The sequence below is a fragment of the Steroidobacter cummioxidans genome (genome assembly GCF_003104955.1).
The window spans coordinates 84,919-107,315 of record NZ_LSRW01000028.1 but is presented as its reverse complement, the minus strand read 5'-3'; the positions used below and the strand labels follow the sequence as shown (position 1 = coordinate 107,315).

The 22,397-nt window shown below is 61.4% G+C and carries 20 protein-coding genes and 2 pseudogenes; 10 read left to right on the top strand and 12 right to left on the bottom strand.

Going from position 1 to position 22,397, the window contains the following annotated elements:
* Positions 1-3: 3 nt before the first annotated feature.
* Positions 4-849 carry a formyltetrahydrofolate deformylase gene (purU, locus tag D0550_RS15805; RefSeq protein ID WP_116810200.1) on the bottom strand — a complete coding sequence of 282 codons (846 nt, stop codon included), beginning with the start codon at positions 847-849 and terminating at the stop codon, positions 4-6.
* Between the two features lie 136 nt (positions 850-985).
* On the opposite strand from purU, the gene D0550_RS15800 reads away from it, so the two are divergent.
* The 4 genes from D0550_RS15800 to D0550_RS15785 all read left to right on the top strand — a co-directional run bounded on the left by D0550_RS15800 (position 986) and on the right by D0550_RS15785 (position 3,905).
* A complete protein-coding gene (locus tag D0550_RS15800; RefSeq protein WP_116810151.1) occupies positions 986-1,933 on the top strand; it encodes a LysR family transcriptional regulator in 948 nt (315 codons plus the stop codon).
* Between the two features lie 18 nt (positions 1,934-1,951).
* The gene (locus D0550_RS15795) at positions 1,952-2,614 is read left to right on the top strand and encodes a hypothetical protein (protein ID WP_116810150.1); all 663 of its coding nucleotides are present in this window, start codon (positions 1,952-1,954) and stop codon (positions 2,612-2,614) included.
* A gap of 62 nt (positions 2,615-2,676) precedes the next feature.
* Entirely contained in the window at positions 2,677-3,423 is a 747-nt protein-coding gene (locus D0550_RS15790; RefSeq protein WP_116810149.1) for a class I SAM-dependent methyltransferase, read from the top strand.
* Positions 3,424-3,545: 122 nt separating this feature from the next.
* Positions 3,546-3,905 (top strand): hypothetical protein, encoded by a 360-nt coding sequence (locus tag D0550_RS15785; protein WP_116810148.1) that lies wholly within the window; start codon positions 3,546-3,548, stop codon positions 3,903-3,905.
* Here D0550_RS15785 and D0550_RS15780 read toward each other — a convergent pair.
* The 5 genes from D0550_RS15780 to D0550_RS15760 all read right to left on the bottom strand — a co-directional run bounded on the left by D0550_RS15780 (position 3,886) and on the right by D0550_RS15760 (position 11,680).
* Positions 3,886-5,268: a sensor histidine kinase gene (locus D0550_RS15780; RefSeq protein ID WP_116810147.1), complete on the bottom strand. Its 1,383-nt coding sequence runs from the start codon at positions 5,266-5,268 to the stop codon at positions 3,886-3,888. The two genes, D0550_RS15785 and D0550_RS15780, sit on opposite strands and share 20 nt — an antisense overlap.
* Positions 5,261-5,941: a response regulator transcription factor gene (locus D0550_RS15775; RefSeq protein ID WP_116810146.1), complete on the bottom strand. Its 681-nt coding sequence runs from the start codon at positions 5,939-5,941 to the stop codon at positions 5,261-5,263. Before D0550_RS15775 ends, D0550_RS15780 begins: the two co-directional genes overlap by 8 nt.
* A 79-nt stretch (positions 5,942-6,020) precedes the next feature.
* Positions 6,021-9,137: a multidrug efflux RND transporter permease subunit gene (locus D0550_RS15770; RefSeq protein WP_116810145.1), complete on the bottom strand. Its 3,117-nt coding sequence runs from the start codon at positions 9,135-9,137 to the stop codon at positions 6,021-6,023.
* Positions 9,134-10,297 carry an efflux RND transporter periplasmic adaptor subunit gene (locus D0550_RS15765; protein ID WP_206606320.1) on the bottom strand — a complete coding sequence of 388 codons (1,164 nt, stop codon included), beginning with the start codon at positions 10,295-10,297 and terminating at the stop codon, positions 9,134-9,136. The genes D0550_RS15770 and D0550_RS15765 overlap by 4 nt, the downstream gene beginning before the upstream one ends.
* A 9-nt stretch (positions 10,298-10,306) precedes the next feature.
* On the bottom strand, positions 10,307-11,680 hold the full coding sequence (locus D0550_RS15760; RefSeq protein WP_116810144.1) for an efflux transporter outer membrane subunit: 1,374 nt from the start codon (positions 11,678-11,680) through the stop codon (positions 10,307-10,309).
* 90 nt (positions 11,681-11,770) lie between these two features.
* Between D0550_RS15760 and D0550_RS15755 the strand changes: the two genes are divergently transcribed.
* On the top strand, positions 11,771-13,045 hold the full coding sequence (locus D0550_RS15755) for an O-acetylhomoserine aminocarboxypropyltransferase/cysteine synthase family protein (RefSeq protein WP_116810143.1): 1,275 nt from the start codon (positions 11,771-11,773) through the stop codon (positions 13,043-13,045).
* A gap of 68 nt (positions 13,046-13,113) precedes the next feature.
* On the opposite strand, the gene D0550_RS15750 is transcribed toward D0550_RS15755, so the two are convergent.
* The 3 genes from D0550_RS15750 to D0550_RS15740 form a co-directional block, all read right to left on the bottom strand.
* Positions 13,114-14,052, bottom strand: a complete 939-nt coding sequence (locus D0550_RS15750) for a LysR family transcriptional regulator (RefSeq protein ID WP_116810142.1) — start codon at positions 14,050-14,052, stop codon at positions 13,114-13,116.
* A 1-nt stretch (position 14,053) separates the two neighbouring features.
* The gene (cuyB, locus tag D0550_RS15745; protein ID WP_116810141.1) at positions 14,054-14,791 is read right to left on the bottom strand and encodes a cysteate racemase; all 738 of its coding nucleotides are present in this window, start codon (positions 14,789-14,791) and stop codon (positions 14,054-14,056) included.
* Between the two features lie 152 nt (positions 14,792-14,943).
* Entirely contained in the window at positions 14,944-15,420 is a 477-nt protein-coding gene (locus D0550_RS15740) for a hypothetical protein (RefSeq protein ID WP_153067195.1), read from the bottom strand.
* 1,002 nt (positions 15,421-16,422) lie between these two features.
* Between D0550_RS15740 and amaB the strand changes: the two genes are divergently transcribed.
* Entirely contained in the window at positions 16,423-17,940 is a 1,518-nt protein-coding gene (amaB, locus tag D0550_RS15735) for an L-piperidine-6-carboxylate dehydrogenase (RefSeq protein ID WP_116810139.1), read from the top strand.
* Between the two features lie 126 nt (positions 17,941-18,066).
* On the opposite strand, the gene D0550_RS15730 is transcribed toward amaB, so the two are convergent.
* Positions 18,067-18,390, bottom strand: coding sequence for a helix-turn-helix domain-containing protein (locus D0550_RS15730; protein ID WP_116810138.1), 324 nt, complete (start codon positions 18,388-18,390; stop codon positions 18,067-18,069).
* 242 nt (positions 18,391-18,632) lie between these two features.
* On the opposite strand from D0550_RS15730, the gene D0550_RS36400 reads away from it, so the two are divergent.
* The 4 genes and pseudogenes from D0550_RS36400 to D0550_RS15710 all read left to right on the top strand — a co-directional run bounded on the left by D0550_RS36400 (position 18,633) and on the right by D0550_RS15710 (position 21,310).
* Positions 18,633-18,761, top strand: coding sequence for a hypothetical protein (locus tag D0550_RS36400; protein WP_275129246.1), 129 nt, complete (start codon positions 18,633-18,635; stop codon positions 18,759-18,761).
* Between the two features lie 689 nt (positions 18,762-19,450).
* The gene (locus tag D0550_RS15720; protein WP_116810136.1) at positions 19,451-19,843 is read left to right on the top strand and encodes a BON domain-containing protein; all 393 of its coding nucleotides are present in this window, start codon (positions 19,451-19,453) and stop codon (positions 19,841-19,843) included.
* Positions 19,844-19,889: 46 nt separating this feature from the next.
* Positions 19,890-20,402: pseudogene (locus D0550_RS15715) on the top strand (hypothetical protein); the annotation flags it as partial.
* A gap of 377 nt (positions 20,403-20,779) precedes the next feature.
* Positions 20,780-21,310, top strand: a complete 531-nt coding sequence (locus D0550_RS15710) for a hypothetical protein (protein ID WP_116810134.1) — start codon at positions 20,780-20,782, stop codon at positions 21,308-21,310.
* A 64-nt stretch (positions 21,311-21,374) separates the two neighbouring features.
* Here the strand turns inward: D0550_RS15710 and D0550_RS36395 are convergent.
* A pseudogene (locus D0550_RS36395) lies at positions 21,375-21,497 on the bottom strand (hypothetical protein); the annotation flags it as partial.
* Positions 21,498-21,531: 34 nt separating this feature from the next.
* Entirely contained in the window at positions 21,532-22,224 is a 693-nt protein-coding gene (locus D0550_RS15705; RefSeq protein WP_116810133.1) for a hypothetical protein, read from the bottom strand.
* Positions 22,225-22,397: the final 173 nt, after the last annotated feature.

The following is a 22,397-nucleotide window of genomic DNA, read 5'->3' as shown; positions in this document are numbered from 1 at the left end:
GGCTCAGCGAAAGACGACGGTGCGTTTGCCGTTCAACAAGATGCGGTGCTCGACATGCCATTTCACCGCACGCGCCAGCACCGCACACTCGACGTCGCGCCCCACAGCGGCGCAATCCTCCGCGCTCATGGCGTGATCGACGCGAGCTACGTCCTGCTCGATGATCGGTCCCTCGTCTAAATCCTCGGTAACATAGTGCGCCGTGGCGCCGATCAGCTTGACGCCGCGATCGTGCGCCTGCTGATACGGCCTCGCCCCCTGAAAGCTCGGCAGGAACGAGTGATGGATGTTGATGGCGCGTCCCTCGAGCCTTTGGCACAAGGCCGGCGACAGAATCTGCATGTACCGGGCCAGCACGACCAGATCGGCCCGCGCTTCGCCCACGATCTCCAGCAGCTGTTGCTCCTGCCGCGGCTTGTTCTCCGGACTCACCGGCAGGTAATGAAACGGAATGTCGTTGGCGGCGCAGAGCCGATAGAAATCGCGATGGTTGGAGACGATCGCCGGGATCTCGACGGCGAGCGCACCGGTGCGATAGCGATACAACAAGTCATTGAGGCAGTGACCGAACCTGGAAACCAGCAGCACGACCCGCTGTTTCCGGGTGAGGTCGTAGCAGTCCCACTGCATGGCAAACTGCTCGCCGATGGGCGCAAACGCCGCTTGCAGGGCCTCGACCGGCTGGCCCGGCTCGCTATCGAAACAAACCCTCATGAAAAAACGCTGCGCCTGGTCGCCGAACTGCGCGCTCTCCACGATGTTGCAGCGATGTTCGAACAGAAAGCCGGCGACGGCAGCGACGATGCCTCTGCGGTCCGGACAGGAAAGCCTGAGGATGTAACGCTGCATGCGCAACTTTGCTTCGAGGTCGCCCCCAACCCGGACCATGCTCCCGTCCCGGGCCTCATCCGGCAACACGATCTGGAATATTGTCTCTATTTATGAAATGAATAGAGCACGCAGTCCGCATGGGTAATACATCTATATGAGCGAGCTGGACCTGAACCTGCTGTACGTGCTGGTGGCACTCGACGACTGCCGCAGCGTCAGCGACGCGGCTCTGAAACTGCATCGCAGCCAGCCCGCCGTGAGCGCCTCGCTGGGCAAGCTGCGGAGTTTCTTCGACGACCCCTTGTTCGTGCGCATCGGCAATACCATGCAGCCCACGCCACGAGGCCGGGACATCGTCGACTCGGCTCGCGCCATTCTCAGACGCATCGGCACCGATATCATCGCCTCGCCGGTCTTCGATCCCGCGACCCTGGCCGGGCCCATCTCACTGGCCATGTCCGATGTGGGAGAGATCGTATTTCTGCCGAAGCTGCTCAAGGACCTGCGTCGGCTCGCGCCGCAGGCAAGCATCAACGCCGTCAGCCTGCCGGCGGCACAGATTGCCGACGGGCTGGAAGCCGGGACCGTCGATCTGGCCATGGGGTATTTTCCCGACCTGAAGAAAAACAATTTCTTTCAGCAGGTGCTGTTCCTGGATGGCTTCGTCGGTCTGCTACGTGCCGACCATCCGCTGACCGCGAAGAAACTCAGCTTGAAGCAGTTCCTGCAGCTGGAACACGCGGTGGTTCGTGCCGAGAGCCGCAGCCAAGAGGTCATCGAAGGCTACTTGAAACGTAAGCGCATTCAGCGCCGCGTCGTACTGACGACGCCCCACTTCGGCAGCGCCCCGGTGATCGTTGCGCAGTCCGATCTCATGGTCACCGTGCCCGAGCCGCTCGCTTACTATTTCTCGGGCGCCTCGCCGCACGTTCGCATGGTGGGCCTGCCCTTCCCCTCGCCGCGAATTCCACTGCGGCAATTCTGGCATCGCAAGTTTCATCACGACCCGCGGAGCCGCTGGCTGCGAACGTTGACGGCGGAATTGTTCCAGAGGGATCAGCGGTACAGCCGCGATGCTTTGGCTCTACAATCCAGCGCCTGAGCTTCAGGGCGCGGCAAGATGATGACAGCCGGCGATACCATCGACTCCGCGACACGCGTCATCGAGGTACGCGTGGCCGAACTGCGACAATTGTTCAATGAGATGGACCCGGCGCCGTTTCGCAGCCGCGATCTGGATCCGAACGCAGAAGACTTCATCGTTGCGTGGAGCAAAGAGCTGCCGCGCGACAGCGCGCTGGCACTGCAGGTCCATCTCGATCGTTCCCCGGGGCGTCCCGACGAGGCTGCGATGCTTCGTGATGCAGTCCACGAGTATTTCGGTGGCAGGACGATCGCGGCCCGGCAGCGATTGCGTGGTCTGTTTCATCGCGGGCGAATCAGTCTGGTCATCGGGCTCGCCTTTCTGGCGGTGGCGATCGCAGCGAGTCAGCTGCTCGATACGCTGCAGCCGCGCGGTGGCGTCCTCTCCGTCGTGCGAGAAAGCCTGTTGATCGGCGGGTGGGTCGCGATGTGGCGACCGATCGAAATCTTTCTCTACGACTGGTGGCCGATTCGAGCAGAGGCGCGCCTGTTTGCTCGACTGGCCACGATGCCGGTTCGTATCAAGTACGGCACTGAGCGCCCGTCGCAAGCCTGGCAACAAGACTGGCCTGCGGTGTCACAAGATGGGAGGAGCAATCTCCAGCGCCAGGTTCGCGCCCCTGCTCCCGACGCGCAATGACGATCAGAACAGCAGGATCGCATATGATCGTCACTTGAATTCCTGATAGCCGGGCTCCGCGTATGGCACAGAACATTTACGACGATGCGACATTCTTTGCAGGCTATAGCCAGCTGCCGCGCCAGGTGCATGGACTCGCCGCGGCTCCGGAATGGCCAGCGCTGCGCGCCATGCTTCCCGACCTGACAGGCAAGCGGATCGTGGATCTGGGCTGCGGCTTCGGCTGGTTCGCCCGCTGGGCGCGAGAGCACGGGGCTGCATCGGTGCTCGGGCTGGATATATCCGACAACATGATCGGCCGCGCGAGAGCCACCACACAGGATCAGGCGATCGAATATCGGATGGCAGATCTCGACGCGTTCGATCTGCCGGAGATGTCATTCGAACTGGCCTACAGCTCGTTGGCCTTCCATTACATCGAGGACTTCGCCCGGCTGGTTCGTACGGTGCATCGTGCGCTCGTTCCGGGTGGTCATTTCGTGTTCAGCATCGAGCATCCGATCTATATGGCGGCAAAGCAGCCGGGCTGGATGACTCACGAGCAGGGCCACAGAACCTGGCCGGTCGACCACTACGCCAGCGAAGGCGAGCGCCACACGGATTGGATTGCCAGCGGTGTACTCAAGTTTCATCGCACGCTCGGGACGACGGTGAATACGCTCATCGATACCGGCTTCGTGCTGCGACACCTCGAAGAGTTCGCCCCCACCCGCGAGCAGGTTGCTCAGTGTCCCGAGCTGGTTGAGGAGATGGATCGGCCTCTGATGCTGCTGATGGCCGCGCAACGTAACGGCACATACGAAAGCTGATATTTCGGAATTCCCGAGTTCATCAAATCCCTGATTCGTTCGTGTGGCCGTTGACAGCTTTCCGCTGCCGCGTCATTTTCTAGCGCCAATCGATGCCAAACCAACGAATCAGGATGATTTGTATGAATCGCGCACGCAGGTTGAACGGACGAGCGTTGATTTGGCTCTTCAGTGCGCTCGCCGGGGCCTTGCCCGGGATATCTCAAGCAACCTTGATCTATAAGACCGGGCTCATCGACGAGGTCCAGATCGAAAGTCACGAAAGGGTCGGCCGCGAAGATGTGGTCTGGCTGAAGCTGACTGGCAGCTGGGGAGAGGTCGATTGCCTGGCGGACTGGGGCTGGTTCAATTCGAAGACCAGCCCACAACTCCTCGCCGCGGCACTGGCGACTCGGGTGAGTGGGATGCAGGCGAAAGTTTACGTCGACGATGGCATGCCGAAGCTGAGCGGCTACTGCCAGATCACGATTGTGACGATGTGACGATTGGCAGCAGCCCGATCGTCATCGTCACCCGCAGCCCCGGATGATTGTCCGAGAACTCCAGAGTCCCGCCATGCAGCCGGGCAACAGCCTCGACCAGGCTGAGCCCCAGCCCTACGCCCGGCGTACCTCTGCTGGCGTCACCGCGATAGAAGCGTTGCGCCAGCTTGGACTTCTCTGCATCGCCGATGCCCGGGCCATCGTCTGAGACGACGATCTGCGCCGACTCCCCCGTCCGCCGCTGCACCTCGACGCTGATCGCGGCATGCTCGGGAACGTACTTCACCGCGTTGTCGATCAGGTTGCTGATGGCCTGCGCCAGCAGCAGCGGATCGCCGGAGATCCGCACTGGCCCCCGGTCTCGTGCTGTCAGACTGACGCCTTTCAGCTCAGCGGCCGGCAGATAGAACTCCACGACTTCCGCGGCAACTCGCGCGACGTCGACCTGCACGAAACCGGAGCGACGCATGCCTGTGTCGATCTCGGCCAGCCGCAGCAGCGCGTTGAACATGCCGATGACACGATCGACGTCGGCAACGGCGAGCTCGATCTCCGCGAACGTCGTGTTCGAGTCCGGTCGGTTGAGCGACAACTCCTCCAGCCGCGAACGCAGCTCTGCCAGCGGCGTGCGCAGGTCGTGCGCTATGGAGTTGGAAACATTGCGGATGCCATTCACCAGCTGTTCGATCTGATCGAGCATGCCGTTGAGCGTTTGTGAGAACGTATCCAGCTCATCGCCGCGCTGCCGCGTCGGCAAGCGATGGCTCAGATCCCCCTGCATGATGGCGGAGATCGTGTGCCGGATGCTTTCGACACGAAACAGCAGCGCTTGCTGAATCAGGACGCCGCCGACGATGCCCACGATCGTCAGAATGGAAACCGCCACTGCGAGGCCATACCAGAAATTCCTCTGCAGCGGTTCGAGCCTCGCCGTGTCGCGCCCTACCAGCAAGTGGTAGCCGCCAGGCAGCTCGGTGTCCAACAGGACTGAGCGCGTCGGCACGCCACCCAGATTCACAGTGGCCGTGAAAGTTCCCGCCCGCGCTGGCGTGCCTGCCGGCCAGGCGGGCAGATTTCCCGCCAGCGGTCGCAACGATGCGTCCGTCATCAACAGAATTCTTTCATAGGCAATCTGCAGCGCCATACGCTCGTGGATGAATGCAACGAGACCTTCGGGGCCCTCGCGGTGGAAGACCTCGGCCAGTCTCTGTGCATCCTCCCTGAGGAACTCCGCACGGCCATCTTCGATCGTCACTCGCCACGCATACCACAGCGGCGCGGCGAACAAGATGAGCGCAACGATGCCAAAAGCGACATACCCGAATGCCAAGGCCACAGGCGAGAGTTGAACGCTTCTACGCATGCGCCGTAATCATGTAGCCCGCGCTGCGCACCGTGCGCAGCAGCGGTTTCTCGGAGGCGCCATCGATCTTCTGGCGCAGCTTGCTCACGTGGACGTCCACAACGTTGGTCTGCGGGTCGAAGTGATAGTCCCAGACGCCTTCGAGCAGCATGGTTCGCGTCACCACCTGATCCGCGTGCCGCATGAGAAACTCCAGCAGCTTGAACTCCCGCGGCTGCAGCACGATTGCCCGGGCACCGCGTGTCACCTTGCGCGAGAGCAAATCCATGCGCAGATCGCCGACTTCGAGGATCGTGTCCGCGTGGCTGCTCTGTGAACGGCGCACCAAAGCATCGAGACGAGCCAGCAATTCGCCGAAAGCAAACGGCTTGGTGAGATAGTCGTCACCGCCACTGCGCAAGCCTGCAATCCGTTCGTCGACATCCGACAGCGCGCTCAAGATGAGAATCGGCGTGCTGTTACCGGATTGCCGCAGCGCCTTGATGATCGCGAGACCGTCGATCTGACCCGGCAGCATTCGATCCATGATGATGACGTCATAAGACTCGCTGGCCGCGAGAAACAATCCATCGCGGCCGTTGTCGGCGTGGTCCGCAGTGTGGCCGGCTTCCTGCAGTCCTTTCACGACGAAGCGCGTGACCCGCTCGTTGTCTTCTACCAGCAGAACCTTCATGACACACCACTGATATGGATGCCGCACCCAAGATGCTCGCCGCCGCCGTTCTTTGCATCGTGGTGCATGCGTAACACTCCTAGCCCGCAGGTGAATCTGCTGCTGCGGCCGGCACGTGCGCCGCTTTGCGGCGTCGTCCAAGGCGCAGATTGAGGCGATCCAGATACAGGTAAATGACCGGTGTCGTGAACAAGGTCAGCGCCTGGCTGAGCAACAAACCGCCGACCATCGTGTAGCCCAGCGGCTGACGCAGTTCCGAGCCGGTGCCGTGGCCCAGCATCAGCGGCAACGCTCCCAGCAGAGCCGCCATAGTGGTCATCATGATCGGCCGGAACCGCAGCAGGCAGGCCTGGCGGATCGACTGCTCCGGCGACAGGTGTTGTTCGCGCTCCGCCTGAATCGCGAAGTCCACCATCATGATGCCGTTCTTCTTGACGATGCCGATCAACAGAATGATGCCGATGAGCGCGACCACGGACAGATCGAAATGGAACACCATCAGCATCAACAGCGCCCCGACGCCGGCGGAAGGCAGCGTGGACAGGATGGTCAGCGGATGGATGTAACTCTCATAGAGCATTCCGAGAATGATGTAGACGACGACCAGCGCGGCGAGGATCAGATAAGGCTCGGTCTTGAGCGATGACTGGAACGCCTGCGCCGTGCCTTGAAACGTGCCCTCCAGCGCCGCCGGCTTCTGGTTATCTGCCATCGCCTGGTTGATCGCATCCACCGCCTGGCCGAGCGCGACGCCGGGCGCCAGGTTGAAAGACAGCGTGACCGCCGGAAACTGTCCCTGGTGGTTGATGGACAGCGCCGACACATGACCGGTATCGAACCGGGCGAACGTCGACAGCGGGATCTGCTGGCCCGTGAGCGGCGATTTCACGTAGAGCTTATTGAGCGTATCCGGCTGGCTCTGCAGCTCCGGCGTGACTTCGAGAATGACGTGATAGCTGTTGAGCTGCGTGAAGTACTGCGTGACCTGGCGCTGACCGAACGCATCGTAGAGCGTCTGGTCGATCGCTCCGGGCTGAATGCCGAAGCGCGCCGCCTGATCCCGATCGATCGTCAATGACAGCATCGAGCTATCGGTCTGCTGATCGGAGGCGACATCGCGCAGTTGCGGCAGCTTCTTTAACGCGTCCAGCAATTTCGGCGCCCACTGATTCAGCTCATCGGAGTCAGCATCCTGCAACGTGTACTGATATTGCGTGCGAGACAATCGCCCGCCGAGGTTCACGTCCTGCACGGACTGCAGATACAGCGTGGCGCCCGGCACACTCTCCATTTTGGCGCGGAGGCGGCGGATGATCTCGTCAGCGCTTGCCGAGCGTTCACCGCGCGGCTTCAGGCCAATGACTGTGAATGCATTGTTGAGCGGGCGGCTGCCGCCGACCGCCGCGCCCCAGCTCGCGACGTCCGGATCAGCCGCCACCACATCCGTCAGCTGATGCAGTAGTTGCACCATGCGGCTGAAAGAAACGTCTTGGGCCGCATCCGAGATGCCGAAAATGATGCCGGTGTCCTGTTGGGGGAAGAATCCCTTGGGCTCCACGACGAACAAACCAATCACCAGCGCCACGGTGCCGAGGAAGACCAACAGCGTGCTGCGCTGATGCCCCAGGACAAAGTCGAGCCCACGCGTATATAGCGCCAGCATTCTGTCGAAACCGCGCTCGACAATCGTGTACAGGCGCCCGTGTCTTACATGCTTTTCGTCGCGCAGAAACAGCGCGCACATCGTCGGCGACAGTGTCAACGACACGAAGGCCGAAACCAGGATGGTCATCGTGACCGTGAGGGCAAACTCCCGGAACAGACGGCCGACGATACCGCCCATCAGCAACAACGGAATGAACACGGCGACCAGCGACAGGCTGATCGACAGGATCGTAAATCCGATCTCTCCCGCGCCTTTCAACGCGGCCTCGAACGGCGACAGCCCGCTCTCGATGTGACGATAGATGTTCTCCAGCATCACGATGGCGTCGTCGACCACGAAGCCCACGGCGATCGCCAGCGCCATCAGCGAGAGATTGTCCAGGCTGAAGTTGAGGACGTACATCGCAGCTGCCGTGCCCAGCAGCGCCAGCGGCACGGTGACGGCGGGAATGAGCGTGGCCAGGCCGTTGCGGAGAAACAGAAAGATCACCACGACCACCAGCGCGAAAGTCAGCAGCAGCGTGTACTCCACGTCGTGCACCGACGCCTTGATCGTCGTCGTCCGATCGATCACCTTGTCCACCTTGAGCGCCGGCGGCACGGCCAGCAACATCTGCGGCAACTGGGTTTGGATCTGCGACACTACATCGATGATGTTGGCGCCGGGTTGCTTGTAGATCAGCAGCAGAATCCCGGGCTCGTTGTTCTCCCAGGCGGTGAGCTGATTGTTTTCCGGACCGTCGACTGCGACGCCGATATCGCGAATCCGCACTGGCGCGCCGTTGTGGTAGGCCACCACCACGTCGTTCCAGGGAGCGGCCTTGAGCAATTGATCGTTATCGTAGATGGCGAAACTGTGGGCGACGCCATTGATCGCTCCTTTCGGCGACTCGGTGGTCGCTGTGGAAATGACGCCTGCCACATCTTCGAGCTGCAGCCCCAGCGCGGCAATCTTCGCCGGATCGACCTGCACGCGTACTGCCGGTTTCTGCTGTCCGCCGATGTTCACCTGAGCGACGCCGGGAATTTGCGAGATCCGCTGCGAGATCACGTTTTCGGCATAGTCGTCCACCTCAGTGAGCGGCAACGTATCGGAATGAACTGCGAGCACCAGCACAGCGGCATCGGCAGGATTGACCTTGCGGTACGTGGGCGGCGACGGCAGGTTCTTCGGCAATTGTCCGCCGGCCGCATCGATTGCCGTCTGCACGTCCTGGGCCGCCGCGTCGATGTTACGGGCCAGATCGAACTGGATCGTGATCTGCGTCATCCCCAGCACGCTGCTCGAGGTCATTTGCGACACGTCGGAGATTTCGGCGAACTGATATTCCAGCGGCGTCGCCACTGCTGACGCCATTGTCTCGGGACTGGCGCCGGGCAATTGCGCGGTCACCATGATCGTCGGGAAGTCCACCTGCGGCAGCGGCGCCACGGGCAGCAACGGGTAGACCGCCAGGCCCGTGAGGAAGATGCCCATCATCAACAGCGAGGTTGCGATCGGCCGGCGGATGAACGGAGCAGAAATATTCATGACGCACGACTCGGGGTCACCTTGACCCGCGCGCCGGCCCGCAATCGATACTGATTGCTGACCACGACGCGCTCGCCTGGCTGCAGGCCGCTCGCCACGACACTGCGCTGATCGTTCTCCCCTGCGATCTGCAGCGGCCGCGCTTCCACCGTGGAGTCCGGCTTCAGAACGTAGGTGAACATGCCACCGGCGCCCCGCAGTACTGCACTGGAGGGTATCGTCAGCGCATTCTTTTCGGTGCGCGTGAGTACCTTCGCATTGACGAATTCTCCGGGCCACAGCGTGTTGCTGGCATTGGCGAAAGTCGCCTTCACCCGAATCGTGCCAGTGGACTGATCGATCTGATTGTCGATGAGCGACACAACGCCGTGGTCGAGCAGTGTTTTCTCGTCACGAGACCTGGCTTCCACAGTCACCGGCCCGGCTGCGAGCGCGGTGCTCATTGCCGGCAGTGACTCCTCCGGCAGCGTGAATATCACGGCAATCGGCTGCACCTGCGTAACCACGACAATGCCGCCAGTGTCGGTCGCATGCACGTTGTTGCCGGGATCGACCAGACGAATACCGGTGCGTCCCTCGATCGGCGATGTGATATTCGTGTAATCGAGCTGGGTGCGCGCGTTGTCGATCGCCGCCTGATCGACCTTGAGCTGTGCATCGAGCTGCGCCACCACTGCGCGCTGGTCATCGACCGTCTGCTTGCTGGCGAGATCGTTCGGAGCAAGCTCCAGGTATCGCTCCAGATCATGCTGTGCGCTCACCCGCTGAGCCGCATCCTTGAGCTTGGTCGCAGTGGCCTGATCCAGCGCCGCCTGATAAGGACGAGGATCGATCTGCGCCAGCAGCTCTCCCTGCTTGACGGTCTGCCCTTCCACGAAACCCACCTTCTGCAACGTTCCATCCACGCGCGGGGTGATCGTCACGGTGTAGAACGCCTGCACCGTGCCCAGACCTTCGAGATACACCGGCACGTCCGCGCGTGTTGCCGGCATCACTTCTACAGGAACGATTTGCGACGCCTTCGGGTCATTCGCGCCGGCAGCGGTTGTCCCATGCGATTGCGAGAGCCAGCGCCAAGCCAGCAGCGCGAGGACGACCACGCCCGCGCTTAGCATCACCCAACGAGTCGTGCTCATTCCGAACCAACGACGCTCGCTCATGAGGATTGCCTACGCTCGCTGCCAACCACCGCCGAGCGCGTTGAAGAGCCCGACTACCGCTTGCATATGAGAGAGCTTGGCCTGCACGAGCGCATCCTGCGCGGTGAACAGGGCCCCCTCCGTGTTGAGCACGGTCAAAATGTTCACCGTGCCGGCCCGCATCTGCGATTGCGCGAAGTCATACGCACGACGCGCCTTCGTGACCGCGTCTTGCTGACGTTGCTCCTGATCGGTGGTCTGCTGAACCGCCGTGAGTTGGTCCTCGACGTTGCCGAAAGCTGAGATCACGACTTTGTGATAGTCGGCCAGCAACTCGGTGTAACGCGCCTCGTTCAACTGCACCTGGCCTCGCAGCGCGCCGCCTTCGAAGATGGGTTGAGTCAACGCCGCGGTCAGTGCATAGACCCGATTGACCGGATTCAGCACCGTGGACAACGCCGCGCTGACGAAGCCGCCACTCGCCGTCAATTCGATGCTGGGAAACAGGGCGGCACGAGCGGCAGTAATGTCGGCATTCGCGGCCACGAGTTGCGCCTCCGCTTCGGCCACATCGGGGCGTCGAGCGAGGAGCTCAGAAGGCAGCCCCGGCGTTACCCGCGGCTGCGAAAGATCGCCCAGTACACCGCTCGTGACATCCACGTTTTCCGGCGGTTCTCCCACGAGAATGGCCAACGCATTGATCGACTGTCGCAGCTGCTGCGCGAGCGGCGGGATCGCGGCGCTGAGCGTGGCAACTGTCGTGTCCTGTTGGGCGACGTCGAGCGCAGTCACCGTTCCTATCTGTTGCTCCAGCTGCAGCCCTTTGAGAATTTTCTGCGCGGTCGCGAGATTGTCCTGTGCGACGTCCAGTCGTTCTCGCAAACTCAGAACCTGGAAGTACGTGCTGGCAACGCTGCTCATGACCGTGAGCTCGACCGTCGCCCGGTCGTAACGGCTTGCGGCTGCGGCAGCTTTCGCCGCATTGCTGGTCGCGCGATTCTTGCCCCAGAAGTCGACTTCGTAACTCGCGTTCACTTGCGGGCCGAACTGCCAGCGCGTCGTGGGCCCCAGGTTCGAGATCTGCTGGCGTTCGCGGGTCGCAGTGGCGCCGGCATCGACGGAAGGCAGCAACGGCGCCCCGGCGATGCGAACCTGCGCGTCTGCCTGCTCAACTCGCGCGATGGCCGCGCCGATGTCATCGTTCGCCCTATTGGCTTGCGCGATCAACTCGTTGAGTCGGGGCGAATTGAAGCCGGTCCACCAATCGGAGGAAGGCCATGCGGCGGGCTCCTGCGTGCCGGTGTCACGCCACGCGGACGGTGTGGCTACGTCCGGGCGCTGATACTCGCGCCCCACACTGCAAGCACCGAGCCCAGCCAGCAAAAAAATGAGGCCAGTACGCATGGCCTCGACACTACCTCGGCGTCCATGCAGGCCAGGTTGGCAACGAGTTAAAGTCTGTTAATGTGAGCCTTTTTTCCCGCGAGCGAAGCCATGAAAGACCAGACGATCGCCATCCACGGCGGCTACGAAACCGAACCGACCACGCACGCCGTCGCCGTGCCCATCTACCAGAACGTCGCTTTTGAGTTCGACAATGCCCAGCATGGCGCGGATCTGTTCAATCTGGCAGTCCCGGGCAACATCTACACCCGAATCATGAACCCGACGTGCGATGTGCTCGAAAAGCGCATCGCGCTGCTGGAGGGTGGCGTGGGCGCCCTGGCGGTTTCCGCGGGCAGCGCCGCGATTCACTACGCGATCGTCAATCTGGCGGAAGCCGGCGACAACATCGTGACCACGCCGCAGCTCTATGGTGGCACGTACACGCTGTTCGCTCACATGCTGCCGAAGCTCGGCATTGAAGTGCGCTTCGCCGCGAGCGACTCCGCCAGCGATCTGGAAAAGCTGATCGACAAGAAAACACGGGCGGTGTTCTTCGAGTCCATCGGCAACCCCGCAGGCAACATCGTCGACGTAGCGGCCGTGACCGCCATGGCTCACAGCCACGGTGTCGCCACCATCGTCGACAACACCGTCGCGACACCCGTGCTGCTCAAAGCATTCGACCACGGCGCGGACATCGTCGTGCATTCGGCCACCAAGTACATTGGCGGCCATGGCACGACCCTGGGCGGCTTGATCGTGGACTCCGGCAAGTTCCCCTGGGCCACCCATAAAGAGCGCTATCCGATGTTCAACGAGCCGGAAGCGTCTTATCACGGCGTCGTGTACGTCGATGCGCTCGGGCCAGCTGCTTATATTGGCCGTGCGCGAACCGTGCCGTTGCGAAACACCGGTTCCGCATTGTCGCCGTTCAATGCCTTTCAGCTACTGCAAGGAATGGAGACGCTGCCGCTGCGCATGCAACGGCATTGCGAGAACGCGCAGCGCGTCGCCGAGCACTTGCAATCTCACAAAGCCATTCAATGGGTACGGTATGCGGGCTTGAAGGATCATCCGCATCACGCCCTGGCACAGAAATATATGAAAGGTCGCGCCGCGGGTATTCTTACCTTCGGCGTGCAGGGCGGCTTCGAAGCAGGCGTCAAATTCTACGATGCGCTCAAGCTGTTCAAGCGCCTCGTGAACATCGGCGACGCCAAATCGCTGGCGTGCCATCCGGCATCCACCACGCATCGGCAGCTGAGCGAGGACGAACAGCGCAAGGTGGGCGTCACGCCGGAGGCCATCCGGCTGTCAGTCGGTATCGAAGACATCGAGGACATCCTCGAAGATCTCGATCAGGCGCTGGCTGCGGCCCGTTGAACCAGCATCGATGAAGCTGCGGGGGTCGCGGCAATACGTCGCGACCTCCATTCCACTCGTGCTTGTCGTTACGCGCCACGCTTCCGCGTTCGCGCCTGGACTGGCGCCATACCACGCAATGCGCGCCACAACCGCTCTACTTGCGCATTCCGAGCTTGTCGATCCCGATAGGCGACCACCGACATGCTCTGGCTCCAGCCTTCCAGCGGCACCAGAGCTCCCGGCGGTGCACCTTGCGCCGAACAGTCCGGCAGCCAGGCGACACCGCGCCCTGCCACAGCAAGATTGCGCAGCACATCCGCCATGTCTGCCTCGAACACACAGCGACCGATCAGTCGCGGCCGCGCCGATTCGATGATGAGCTCCACCATGCGTCCCAGATAGGCACCGGAGGAATACATCAATAGCGACAATGGCGCCCGCTGCGTGCCCGGAAAATGTTTCTGCAGATTCGCGGCCAGACTCGCCGCCACGTAGGGACGCAGATTCTCCGAGCCGATGACGACGCGCTCGTATTGGGCGGACAGATGAATCGGTTGCTGTGCCGTGTGGAAACAAATGAGCAGGTCCGCATTGCCCGAGACCAGCGCGGTGACCGTGTCGTGAACGTTTCCCGGCAGCGCTGTGCACGTCACATCGTCCATGCCTCGACCCCGCGGCAGACCCGACCACTCTGCCCACCAGGAAGCCAACCGACCGGTTGCGAGAGCATGCGGAAGCGCGATGCGCACCTGCTGCCGCCGCCCGACGACTGCACCGGTGAGCGACACCTTGGCATCCGCCACTTGCAACACGATCTCTGCGGCGCGCTCGCGGAACCGCTCGCCTTCGGCCGTCAGCTTGGTGGGAAAAGTACTGCGATCGATCAGCGGTACACCCAGCCACTGTTCCAGGCTCTGAATCCGCCGACTGAACGCGGCCTGCGAGCTGTTACGGATCTCGGCAGCACGCGTGAAGTTGCCCGTTTCGGCGATGGTCAGGAAATCTTGCAGCCAGCGAATGTCCATACTAATGCTCGAGAGTTAGACGGCGCGCCTCCGTATCGTGACGCATGCCTTCTTTCACACACAACCGGGCGAGCGCGAGGGTCGAATCAATACATCGACTCTGTATCGCCGTATTGGCCAGTGCGACCGGCAATTCGGTGCAGCCGAGGATCAACACTTCCGCGCCTGCGGACAATAAGCGATCCGCCGCCTCGACAGCGGCGTGCGTCGCCTGCGCCAGCTTACCGGCCTTGACGGCTGCGATCGACACATCGACCAGCTGCTGTACGTCCTGGCCGCCACCCAACAACGGCTCGAACCCCGGGCCCAAACGACCGGAATAAACGCCCGCGAGGTGCGTACCTCGCGTCGCCATCAACGCGACCTGCTTGCCGTGCAGCTCTCTGAAAATCAGCTCCTGCCGCACGGCTTCCGCGATGTGCAGCAGAGGCAACTGTTGCAGTTGTGAGAGCTGCGCGTACCAGTGATGAGCAGTGTTACAGGGAATCACTGCGAACTCCGCACCGGCCCGCGCCAGGGTTCGCAAGCCGGCAAGCATCGGCGCCAACGGGGCGTCGCTGCCGGCCATGATCGCACGGGTGCGGTCAGGAATCTGCGGCACCTGATGCACGATCAAGGGCAGATGCTCCTGATCGCAGCTCGCCGGCGTCAACGCCACTACTTTGGCCATGAAGTCGATGGTCGCCATCGGGCCCATGCCGCCGAGCACACCGATCAGGCGCCGCACTGAATCGCTCATTGCGACAGTGTGATGGCAGCGCGTAGCGGCCCGATGCAGACTTTGCATGGCGAGGATTCATGGCAGCCGCCGGCCGTGCGCCCGCGAAATTTCTTTGACGCGATCGACGATCAGCGCGGCTCACCAGCCAGGAACCGGCATCCATCGCCGTCTCACCGCTTTGGATCATCGAGCCATCGGCCGGTGTCGCACCAGAACGGGCGAGCGCGGAACACCAGCTCTTTCGGCGCTTCGTACAGTCTCTCGGGCAATGCAAAGTGCTTGTAGAACAAGCTCGACTCGAGACGCGCGCCCTGCTTCATCGGGTTGCCGCAAGACTTCCAGGGACACACATCCATGGAAAAATCCTGGTACCGGAATTTTTCCTGACCGGCGATCACAGACGCCCGCATCGATGCATTCTCCATGAAGCCCGCGGCGTTCGGCCACTCCGAGGCACCGGTGCATATCTGTCGCCGGCTCTTCGACTCCAACACCAGCTTGAATCGCCGCTCGCTCGGTACATCGACTGCCGTGAACGTGTAATCCCGCTCAGCAACCGGGCCAGCGTCACCGTCCCCGGTCGTCGGCGGCCCCGAGCACGCGCCAACGAGCAGGCTCAGCACTGCAATCGAACCGGGCAACCTCATGGCTGGGCGGTCTCGCCTCCTGCCCGCCTCCCAAGATATTCGCAGCCGTCGCCTTTTGTCCGGAAGTGGGTGAAGCCACACGATGGATCAGCCTTCGATCTCAGAATTGCGCGTGCGAGCCCTGCGACACTTCCTTGGCCTCCCAGACCCATGGCATACGTTAGTTGGTGCAGAACCGGAGATCATAGGGATAGTTGAACCGCGGATTGAAATCTCTACTTTGAACAATTGCTGAAGGAACGACAAAATCGTCGATTGGCAGTTTCCCGTGCAGCCGGTCATCCTTCCTCAGGATGTAAACACATCCCTCACCTTGGTGAGGAGTGCAAAAGCCTGAGGGTAGATCTTTGATGTCGTAGCGAATGCCGCGATCTAGAAAATATACTCGCCTGTCTTCGTAGAAGTAGTGACCGCCTCTTTCATCTGCCCACCTCATTGTCGGGACGCAAATTTCACTGTCCGCATGAGATGTAAGCGCAAGAAGAAATGCTCTCTCTTCATGGCTATATGAAGCTGTCAACTCATAAAGATGCTCCGGCACAATTTGCTCACCTTCTCGTTTCTGAGTCACGCACGACACTTGAGTCGACGCCAGGAGAAGAGCAGTCAGCGCTGTTGTTTTCCACGCTCCATTCATTTACCACCCCATCTTCATCAGGCAGCCTGGTCTCTGGCCCAATCTGAAGCGCGCGAGCGACGTTAGCTCACAACTACTTTTGTCGGGGCGGAAGGAGCGCGCCTTGGCTCTTCCTTGACCCAGCGGAGCTGTTGTTAGATCGATCAGGCCCGGCTGCTATGATGTTGTATGAGTATAGGTCGCGACGGCCCTGCATTGTCAACGCCGCCCGAAAGCAGATTCCGGCAGCATGGCCGTGTGTATCGTCGAGACCGAGCAGGAACGCTGGCGATGAATGTTCCTCCGTCCTATAGTACCTATCACTCTGGCGAGCAATCGCACGACGGCAACGGCCTGTTGCTGACTCAACTCAAAGGGCTACGGCAATGAATGGCATACTGCAACGACTCGGCCTCGAGCCAACGAATCCCGGCACCTGGTCCGGTTCGCGTGCTTCGTCAACGCAATCCGCGCCGCTCATCGAGTCGATCAATCCAACGACCAACGAAGCGATTGCGAGCGTGCGCGCAACCACGCCAGCCGAGTACGACAGCGTCATTTCGGCGGCGAAGGAAGCCTTTGTCGAGTGGCGCAAAGTTCCAGCGCCAGTGCGCGGCGATGTCATCCGACGCCTCGGCCATGCCTTGCGCGACAACAAGGATGCACTCGGCAGCCTGGTGAGCCTGGAGAACGGCAAGATCAAGGCCGAAGGCGACGGCGAAGTGCAGGAGATGATCGACATCTGCGACTTCGCAGTCGGACAGTCGCGCATGATGTACGGCAGAACGATGCATTCGGAACGCCGACAGCATCGCATGTACGAGCAGTGGCATCCGCTCGGCGTCGTCGGCGTCATCTCGGCATTCAACTTCCCGGTCGCAGTCTGGTCCTGGAACGCCTGCATCGCGGCGATCTGCGGCAACGTCAACGTCTGGAAGCCGTCACCGAAGACTGCGCTGTGTGGTGTCGCCGTACAGAAGATCTGTAACGAGGTGCTGGCCACTGCGGGCCTGCCGGAAATCTTTCATCTGATCAACGACGGCGACAACCGGCTCGCCGAGCGCTTCGTCGACGATAAGCGGGTCGATCTGGTCTCGTTCACCGGCTCCAGCGCGGTCGGCCGCAAGGTCGGCGAACGAGTCGCCGCGCGCATGGGCAAGAGCCTGTTGGAGCTCGGCGGCAACAACGCCATCATCGTCGACGAGTTCGCGAATCTCGACATCGCCATTCCCGCCATCGTGTTCGGTGCGGTCGGCACCGCAGGCCAGCGCTGTACATCGACCCGTCGCGTAATCGTGCACAAATCGCGCTTCGAGGAATTAAATCAGAAGCTGGTGCGTGCCTACGGGCAAGTGCGCATCGGCGATCCGCTCGATCCGAAGACGCTGATGGGCCCGCTGATCGATGAGTCCTCGGTCAAGCGCTTCGAGCACGCAGTCGCTGCCGTAACAGCAGCCGGTGGTGAGCTGCTTTGCGGCGGCAAGCGTCTCGATCGTCCCGGCAATTTCGTCGAGCCTGCCATCGCGATGGCGCAGAACGATTGGGCCATCGTGCAGGAAGAAACCTTCGGCCCGATCCTCTACCTGATCCCCTACTCCGAGCTGGATGAGGCCATTGCCATACAGAACGGCGTCGCGCAGGGCTTGTCGTCGGCGATCTTCACCGACAACCTGCAGCATGCGGAATATTTCCTGTCACAGCTGGGCTCCGACTGCGGCATTGCCAACGTCAACCTCGGCACCTCCGGTGCGGAGATCGGCGGCGCCTTCGGCGGAGAAAAGGAAACTGGCGGCGGCCGCGAATCGGGCTCGGACGCGTGGAAAGCGTACATGCGACGCCAGACCAACACGATCAACTGGGGCAAGGAACTGCCGCTCGCGCAGGGCATCGACTTCCGCCTGTAGTTCGGCGAACACGATCCAGGACCGAACGGTCGGCCACACCGGTGGCATGATCGGAACCGGTCGGGCGTCACTAAAAACAAATAATTCGACCAAGCGTGAAACGGACCGGTCGATCGATTGCGGGCCTCAGGGCGCGTCGTCAGCGCCGACGACGCCGCCCTCGCCTTCGAAGCGCATGATCTGTCGTACATCCTGACGGGTGAACTTCAATCTGACGCCGCACCCCATCCCGTCTGCTTCACCGAGCATGACGATTCCAAATTTATCGAAGGCGCGACACACCGCCTCTGCATCACTTTCCGAGTGCAGCCAGGCGCTGCCGTTCGCTTCCATCGCAGCAATCGTCTCGGTCGTCACTCCGACCGCCGCCGCGAAATCCTCTCGGTTGATTCCGGTCAAGGCTCGCGCCGCAGCGATCAGGCGGCCGGTCATCTTGATTTCGGGAGTCATACGCACGCCTCTGTACAAGAAAGCCACTAGCATGCAGGACAACAAGAACGTCGTCATGGTACCGCATGCCGAAGCAGTCATCAGCGTGCCCCCTGGAGGATGCCGCCATGAGTGCAGCTGGTAAGCGCATGTGCTGAAACTCATACGGACAAAGATGCCGAGCACCGGGGCGCAAAGCGTATTACACTGCTAGCCAGCCGGCTCATCGCAGCTGCATCTCACCCCCCAAGCTGAAGAGAACCTTGAACAAAACCCCAAACTACAAGCAGCAAAAAAAGCGTCGCGAAGACATGCAAAAGAAGAGAAACGAAGAAAAGCAGCGTCAGCAGGCCGCGCGCAAGCCTTCCGACATGCCGCCGCCGAAACCTTGAGCGTGATGCTTGGTTGCGCCGGACGGTATCCCGTCCGATGAGCAGATCAGCGCAGCAACCAAGCCTGGCCAGAACGAGTGGCGAGTGGCCAGCAACTCCACCTCTTGCGCTGCGCGCCCGTATCTAACCGGTCGCGCAACGCCACCACGCAACGCCACGCTCCGTTCGCTTTCCAGAGGCCGCAACGTCACCGCCGAGCTCAGCCATGAGCTCCTGCTTGCGGCCGGCCAATTCGGACCCCATCGCCTTCAGGTTCAGAGCGCTGCCCCTGGAGCAGAGGAAACAATTCTGTTCCTTCCTCTTCGACGTGATGTTTGACGTACTCGCTCAGGACTGTCACGGTCGCCGTAGAGCTCGTCCGTAGCCTCAGCGGATTCGAACGTGTCGAACAACTCCGCTACCTCTCGATGTTCCGTCTCCAGCAGTTCGACCACATTGGCAGCCGCGACGTAGGCCCTGAACAACAGCCTCGGCAACGATTGAACAGCGCGTGATCGTTGAGTTGGTCGATACATGTGCTCGGACGCCTACGGTGGAACACAGCGTTTTGCAGATCGCAGCGAATCGCTCTGGCGGCGGCGGACCGAGGACAAAACAAAGCAGGAACTTCGCGTCCTCCTGGCCGTTAGTCCGCCACACGGGGGCTCCATGCGGTCATCTCGATCTCAGCCATCCGCGAGGACCTCTCCATGCCCACGTCATTTTCATTTTCGACTGCTCTACTTGCCGGGCTCCTCACAGTCAGCGCAGTGAATGCGCAGACTACCGAGCCGGCAGCCAAGCCGGTCGCTGCCGACAACACCAAGGCGAATGCGACAGACCGGAACACGGCTGCCAAGTCGCCGACCGATCAATCGAACGATCGGGACGCGATTGCAGTTACCGCTGGCATTCGCAGAGCAGTGCTGGACGACAAGGCGCTGTCGACCTCAGCGCACAACATCAAGATCGTTACCGACGGCGATGTCGTAACGCTGCGCGGCCCGGTCGAGAGCGCCGACGAAAAGCAGCGTGTCGAAGCGTTGGCGATGAAAGCAGCGGCCGGCAAGCAGGTGCGCAACGAAATTTCCGTTGCTCGCTGAGCCCGCAGCCGCCACCTGAATTTTTTAATTATTCGAGGAATCATGTATGAAGAACGCAGTCTACGGCATTGCCAACACCCCTGAGCAGGCCGAATCCATTGTCACCCGGTTGCAGTCCTCGGGTGTTTCGACTTCCGATATCTCGGTGCTTTTTCCAGACAAGGCAGGCACACGAGACTTTGCGCATGAAAAGAACACCAAGGCCCCCGAGGGCGCGACGACCGGCGGACTCGCGGGCATGGGCGTCGGTGGCGCCTTGGGCCTGCTGGCGGGCATTGGCGCGCTGGCTATTCCCGGCGTCGGTCCTTTGATCGCGGCCGGCCCCATCATGGGTGCGCTGAGTGGCGCAGCTGTTGGCGGCGCAACAGGAGGTCTCATTGGCGCTCTGGTCGGACTGGGAATCCCTGAACTGGAGGCCAAGCAATACGAAGGGAAGGTTCGAGCAGGCAATATTCTGATTTCGGTCCACACGGAGAATGGCGAAGAGCGCGCGCGTGCCAAGCAAGTGCTCGAGGAAGCCGGTGCTACGGACGTGAGCTCCACGAGTGAAGCCAGCGTTCCCAAGGACTCACGTGCCACTGCAAGAGTCGTCAGGGAGGACTTCGATGGCGAGGTGACGCGAGGATCAAGCGACGCCAGCGATAGGAGTGCTGAGGAAGTCGATGGCGAGCGCACATCGACAACCAGTGAGCGCTCGGTTGCAACGAGTGCAACTCGACGCCCGCTGTAACACAACACGATGATCCAGTCGGTGCGCCCGAATGGCGCTCCGACTGCAAGCTCATAAAGATACTCCGACTACTTCAGTTGCCCGATGAAGCGTAGTGAAGACTGAATGTTCGCTACCGCACCGAGCGTTCGGCTGCAGCAGAGCAAACTCCATACTTGAATCAAAACGCTGGCAACAATCGGTCGCCGTGGCCGGGAGACGCTCCCATGGATGCCGTTCATTTGACTCATGTGCCGCTTGCCGAAGTGCAACCCGGGTCACTACTTCTGGTGGGACCGACCGACACCGATCTGGAGCAATATTTCGCCATCGCAGCGAATGGAGCCTGGGCCCCCTCCGCGGTCCGCCTGGTGTCCTTGCGGGCCGATCGTGGCGCCCTGCGGGCAGTACGAATCGAGCTTTCGCGCCCGCAGAAGCCTGAGCGCCGCGTCCTGGATTTAGGGCGGCAATTTACCCTGGAGCCCAATCTATATGAGCAAGTCCGGACCGATTTTCGTGAGCTGTCCGAGCTCGAGCCAGGTGACTTGCTCGTGCACGGCGCGCAACACCTGCTCGTGGTTGCGCCCGCGACCAACATGCCGCCGCTGGTCGTTGACCTGAGCGGCGGAGAAGTGATCGAGCTGTCGGCGGCCTCGGTGGCGGTCATCACCCACTGGAACATCTTCGTTCGTAAGGGGGACGGTCAGATAATTTGCTTGGTCGACACCAAGTCCCACAAACAAGCCAGCGCGCACTGATTGCGGATGCTCAGTAACCAGACGAGCCGCGCCGCTGCCATCCGCGCACCAATCCTCCGTAACCCTATAAGAAGGTGCGTGCTGCGGCTCGTTCCGCCTTTTTGACTTTCTTCGCCGCCCGCTTCTCGTCGAGCGTCTTGGTTGGCTTTTTTTTCTGGTCTTTCTTTCGGTCCTGGCCCTTGCTCATGGATCACCCCTTTTGGTCGTCAGCACTGTGGATATCAATCGTTGACGCAGGCCGCGCCGTGGAGGTGAAAGCCCCGGTCGCATTTCCAGGCGTCGCCAGAGTAGTCCAGATGAGCATTCGCCGGGACTCGTACCGCGACGCACGCAGCATCCTCCCGGCGGAAGCCACGTTCACATTCCCAACTGCTTCCAGCGCGCGACAGAAATGCGTTCGCCGGCAGCTCGATGGGAATGCAGGCCGCCTGCGAGGACTGGAAGCCGCGATCGCACTCCCAACCTGGACCGTACGACGAGTCGACCGAGTGCGCGTTGCTCGGGATCTTGATGGCCAGGCATTGGCCCTGCGCCTCGCGATAGCCGCGCTCGCACCGCCAGCCGCTACCGAATGAATCATCCAGATAGGCATGCTGCGGCACTTTGACTGACGTGCACCCGTCGCTGGTTCTCAGGTAGCCCCGGTTGCATCGCCATTCATTCCCCGATGCGTCCAGGTAGGCGTTCGCCGGCACGGCGATACGCGAACAGCCATTGGCGATTCTTTGGAAGCCAGTCATGCATTCCCAGCCCATTCCAGAGCGAGCTGCCGTGGCGTTATCCGGCAGGCTGTCCGGCGCTTCCGCCCGGGACGGGGAGCCCAAGGTCGTGAGCGCCATCAGCAATGCCAACGCCAGCAAGCTTTCGGGGCGCGGCGAACTCAGCGACATCCAAGAAATCAGCTTGTAACTCATTCACCGCTCCTGACGACAGCCCGCAATGTGTGGCGGAATGTAGTACGGCGTCCGTGCGCTAACGAACATAGCCCCGATGCGACCGTAACCGATGCCGCCTATAAGTTCGCTACCGTACCGACGGCTCGGACACCTCAGGCACACAGTGCCTGCTGGAATCCTTCGCTGGAGAC

What these genes read in the sequence shown, in the direction of transcription:
- purU (WP_116810200.1), bottom strand. Translation starts at nt 849, where the DNA reads ATGCAGCGTTACATCCTCAGGCTTTCCTGTCCGGACCGCAGAGGCATC.
- D0550_RS15800 (WP_116810151.1), top strand. Translation starts at nt 986, where the DNA reads ATGAGCGAGCTGGACCTGAACCTGCTGTACGTGCTGGTGGCACTCGAC.
- D0550_RS15795 (WP_116810150.1), top strand. Translation starts at nt 1,952, where the DNA reads ATGATGACAGCCGGCGATACCATCGACTCCGCGACACGCGTCATCGAG.
- D0550_RS15790 (WP_116810149.1), top strand. Translation starts at nt 2,677, where the DNA reads ATGGCACAGAACATTTACGACGATGCGACATTCTTTGCAGGCTATAGC.
- D0550_RS15785 (WP_116810148.1), top strand. Translation starts at nt 3,546, where the DNA reads ATGAATCGCGCACGCAGGTTGAACGGACGAGCGTTGATTTGGCTCTTC.
- D0550_RS15780 (WP_116810147.1), bottom strand. Translation starts at nt 5,268, where the DNA reads ATGCGTAGAAGCGTTCAACTCTCGCCTGTGGCCTTGGCATTCGGGTAT.
- D0550_RS15775 (WP_116810146.1), bottom strand. Translation starts at nt 5,941, where the DNA reads ATGAAGGTTCTGCTGGTAGAAGACAACGAGCGGGTCACGCGCTTCGTC.
- D0550_RS15770 (WP_116810145.1), bottom strand. Translation starts at nt 9,137, where the DNA reads ATGAATATTTCTGCTCCGTTCATCCGCCGGCCGATCGCAACCTCGCTG.
- D0550_RS15765 (WP_206606320.1), bottom strand. Translation starts at nt 10,297, where the DNA reads ATGAGCGAGCGTCGTTGGTTCGGAATGAGCACGACTCGTTGGGTGATG.
- D0550_RS15760 (WP_116810144.1), bottom strand. Translation starts at nt 11,680, where the DNA reads ATGCGTACTGGCCTCATTTTTTTGCTGGCTGGGCTCGGTGCTTGCAGT.
- D0550_RS15755 (WP_116810143.1), top strand. Translation starts at nt 11,771, where the DNA reads ATGAAAGACCAGACGATCGCCATCCACGGCGGCTACGAAACCGAACCG.
- D0550_RS15750 (WP_116810142.1), bottom strand. Translation starts at nt 14,052, where the DNA reads ATGGACATTCGCTGGCTGCAAGATTTCCTGACCATCGCCGAAACGGGC.
- cuyB (WP_116810141.1), bottom strand. Translation starts at nt 14,791, where the DNA reads ATGAGCGATTCAGTGCGGCGCCTGATCGGTGTGCTCGGCGGCATGGGC.
- D0550_RS15740 (WP_153067195.1), bottom strand. Translation starts at nt 15,420, where the DNA reads ATGAGGTTGCCCGGTTCGATTGCAGTGCTGAGCCTGCTCGTTGGCGCG.
- amaB (WP_116810139.1), top strand. Translation starts at nt 16,423, where the DNA reads ATGAATGGCATACTGCAACGACTCGGCCTCGAGCCAACGAATCCCGGC.
- D0550_RS15730 (WP_116810138.1), bottom strand. Translation starts at nt 18,390, where the DNA reads ATGACTCCCGAAATCAAGATGACCGGCCGCCTGATCGCTGCGGCGCGA.
- D0550_RS15720 (WP_116810136.1), top strand. Translation starts at nt 19,451, where the DNA reads ATGCCCACGTCATTTTCATTTTCGACTGCTCTACTTGCCGGGCTCCTC.
- D0550_RS15710 (WP_116810134.1), top strand. Translation starts at nt 20,780, where the DNA reads ATGGATGCCGTTCATTTGACTCATGTGCCGCTTGCCGAAGTGCAACCC.
- D0550_RS15705 (WP_116810133.1), bottom strand. Translation starts at nt 22,224, where the DNA reads ATGAGTTACAAGCTGATTTCTTGGATGTCGCTGAGTTCGCCGCGCCCC.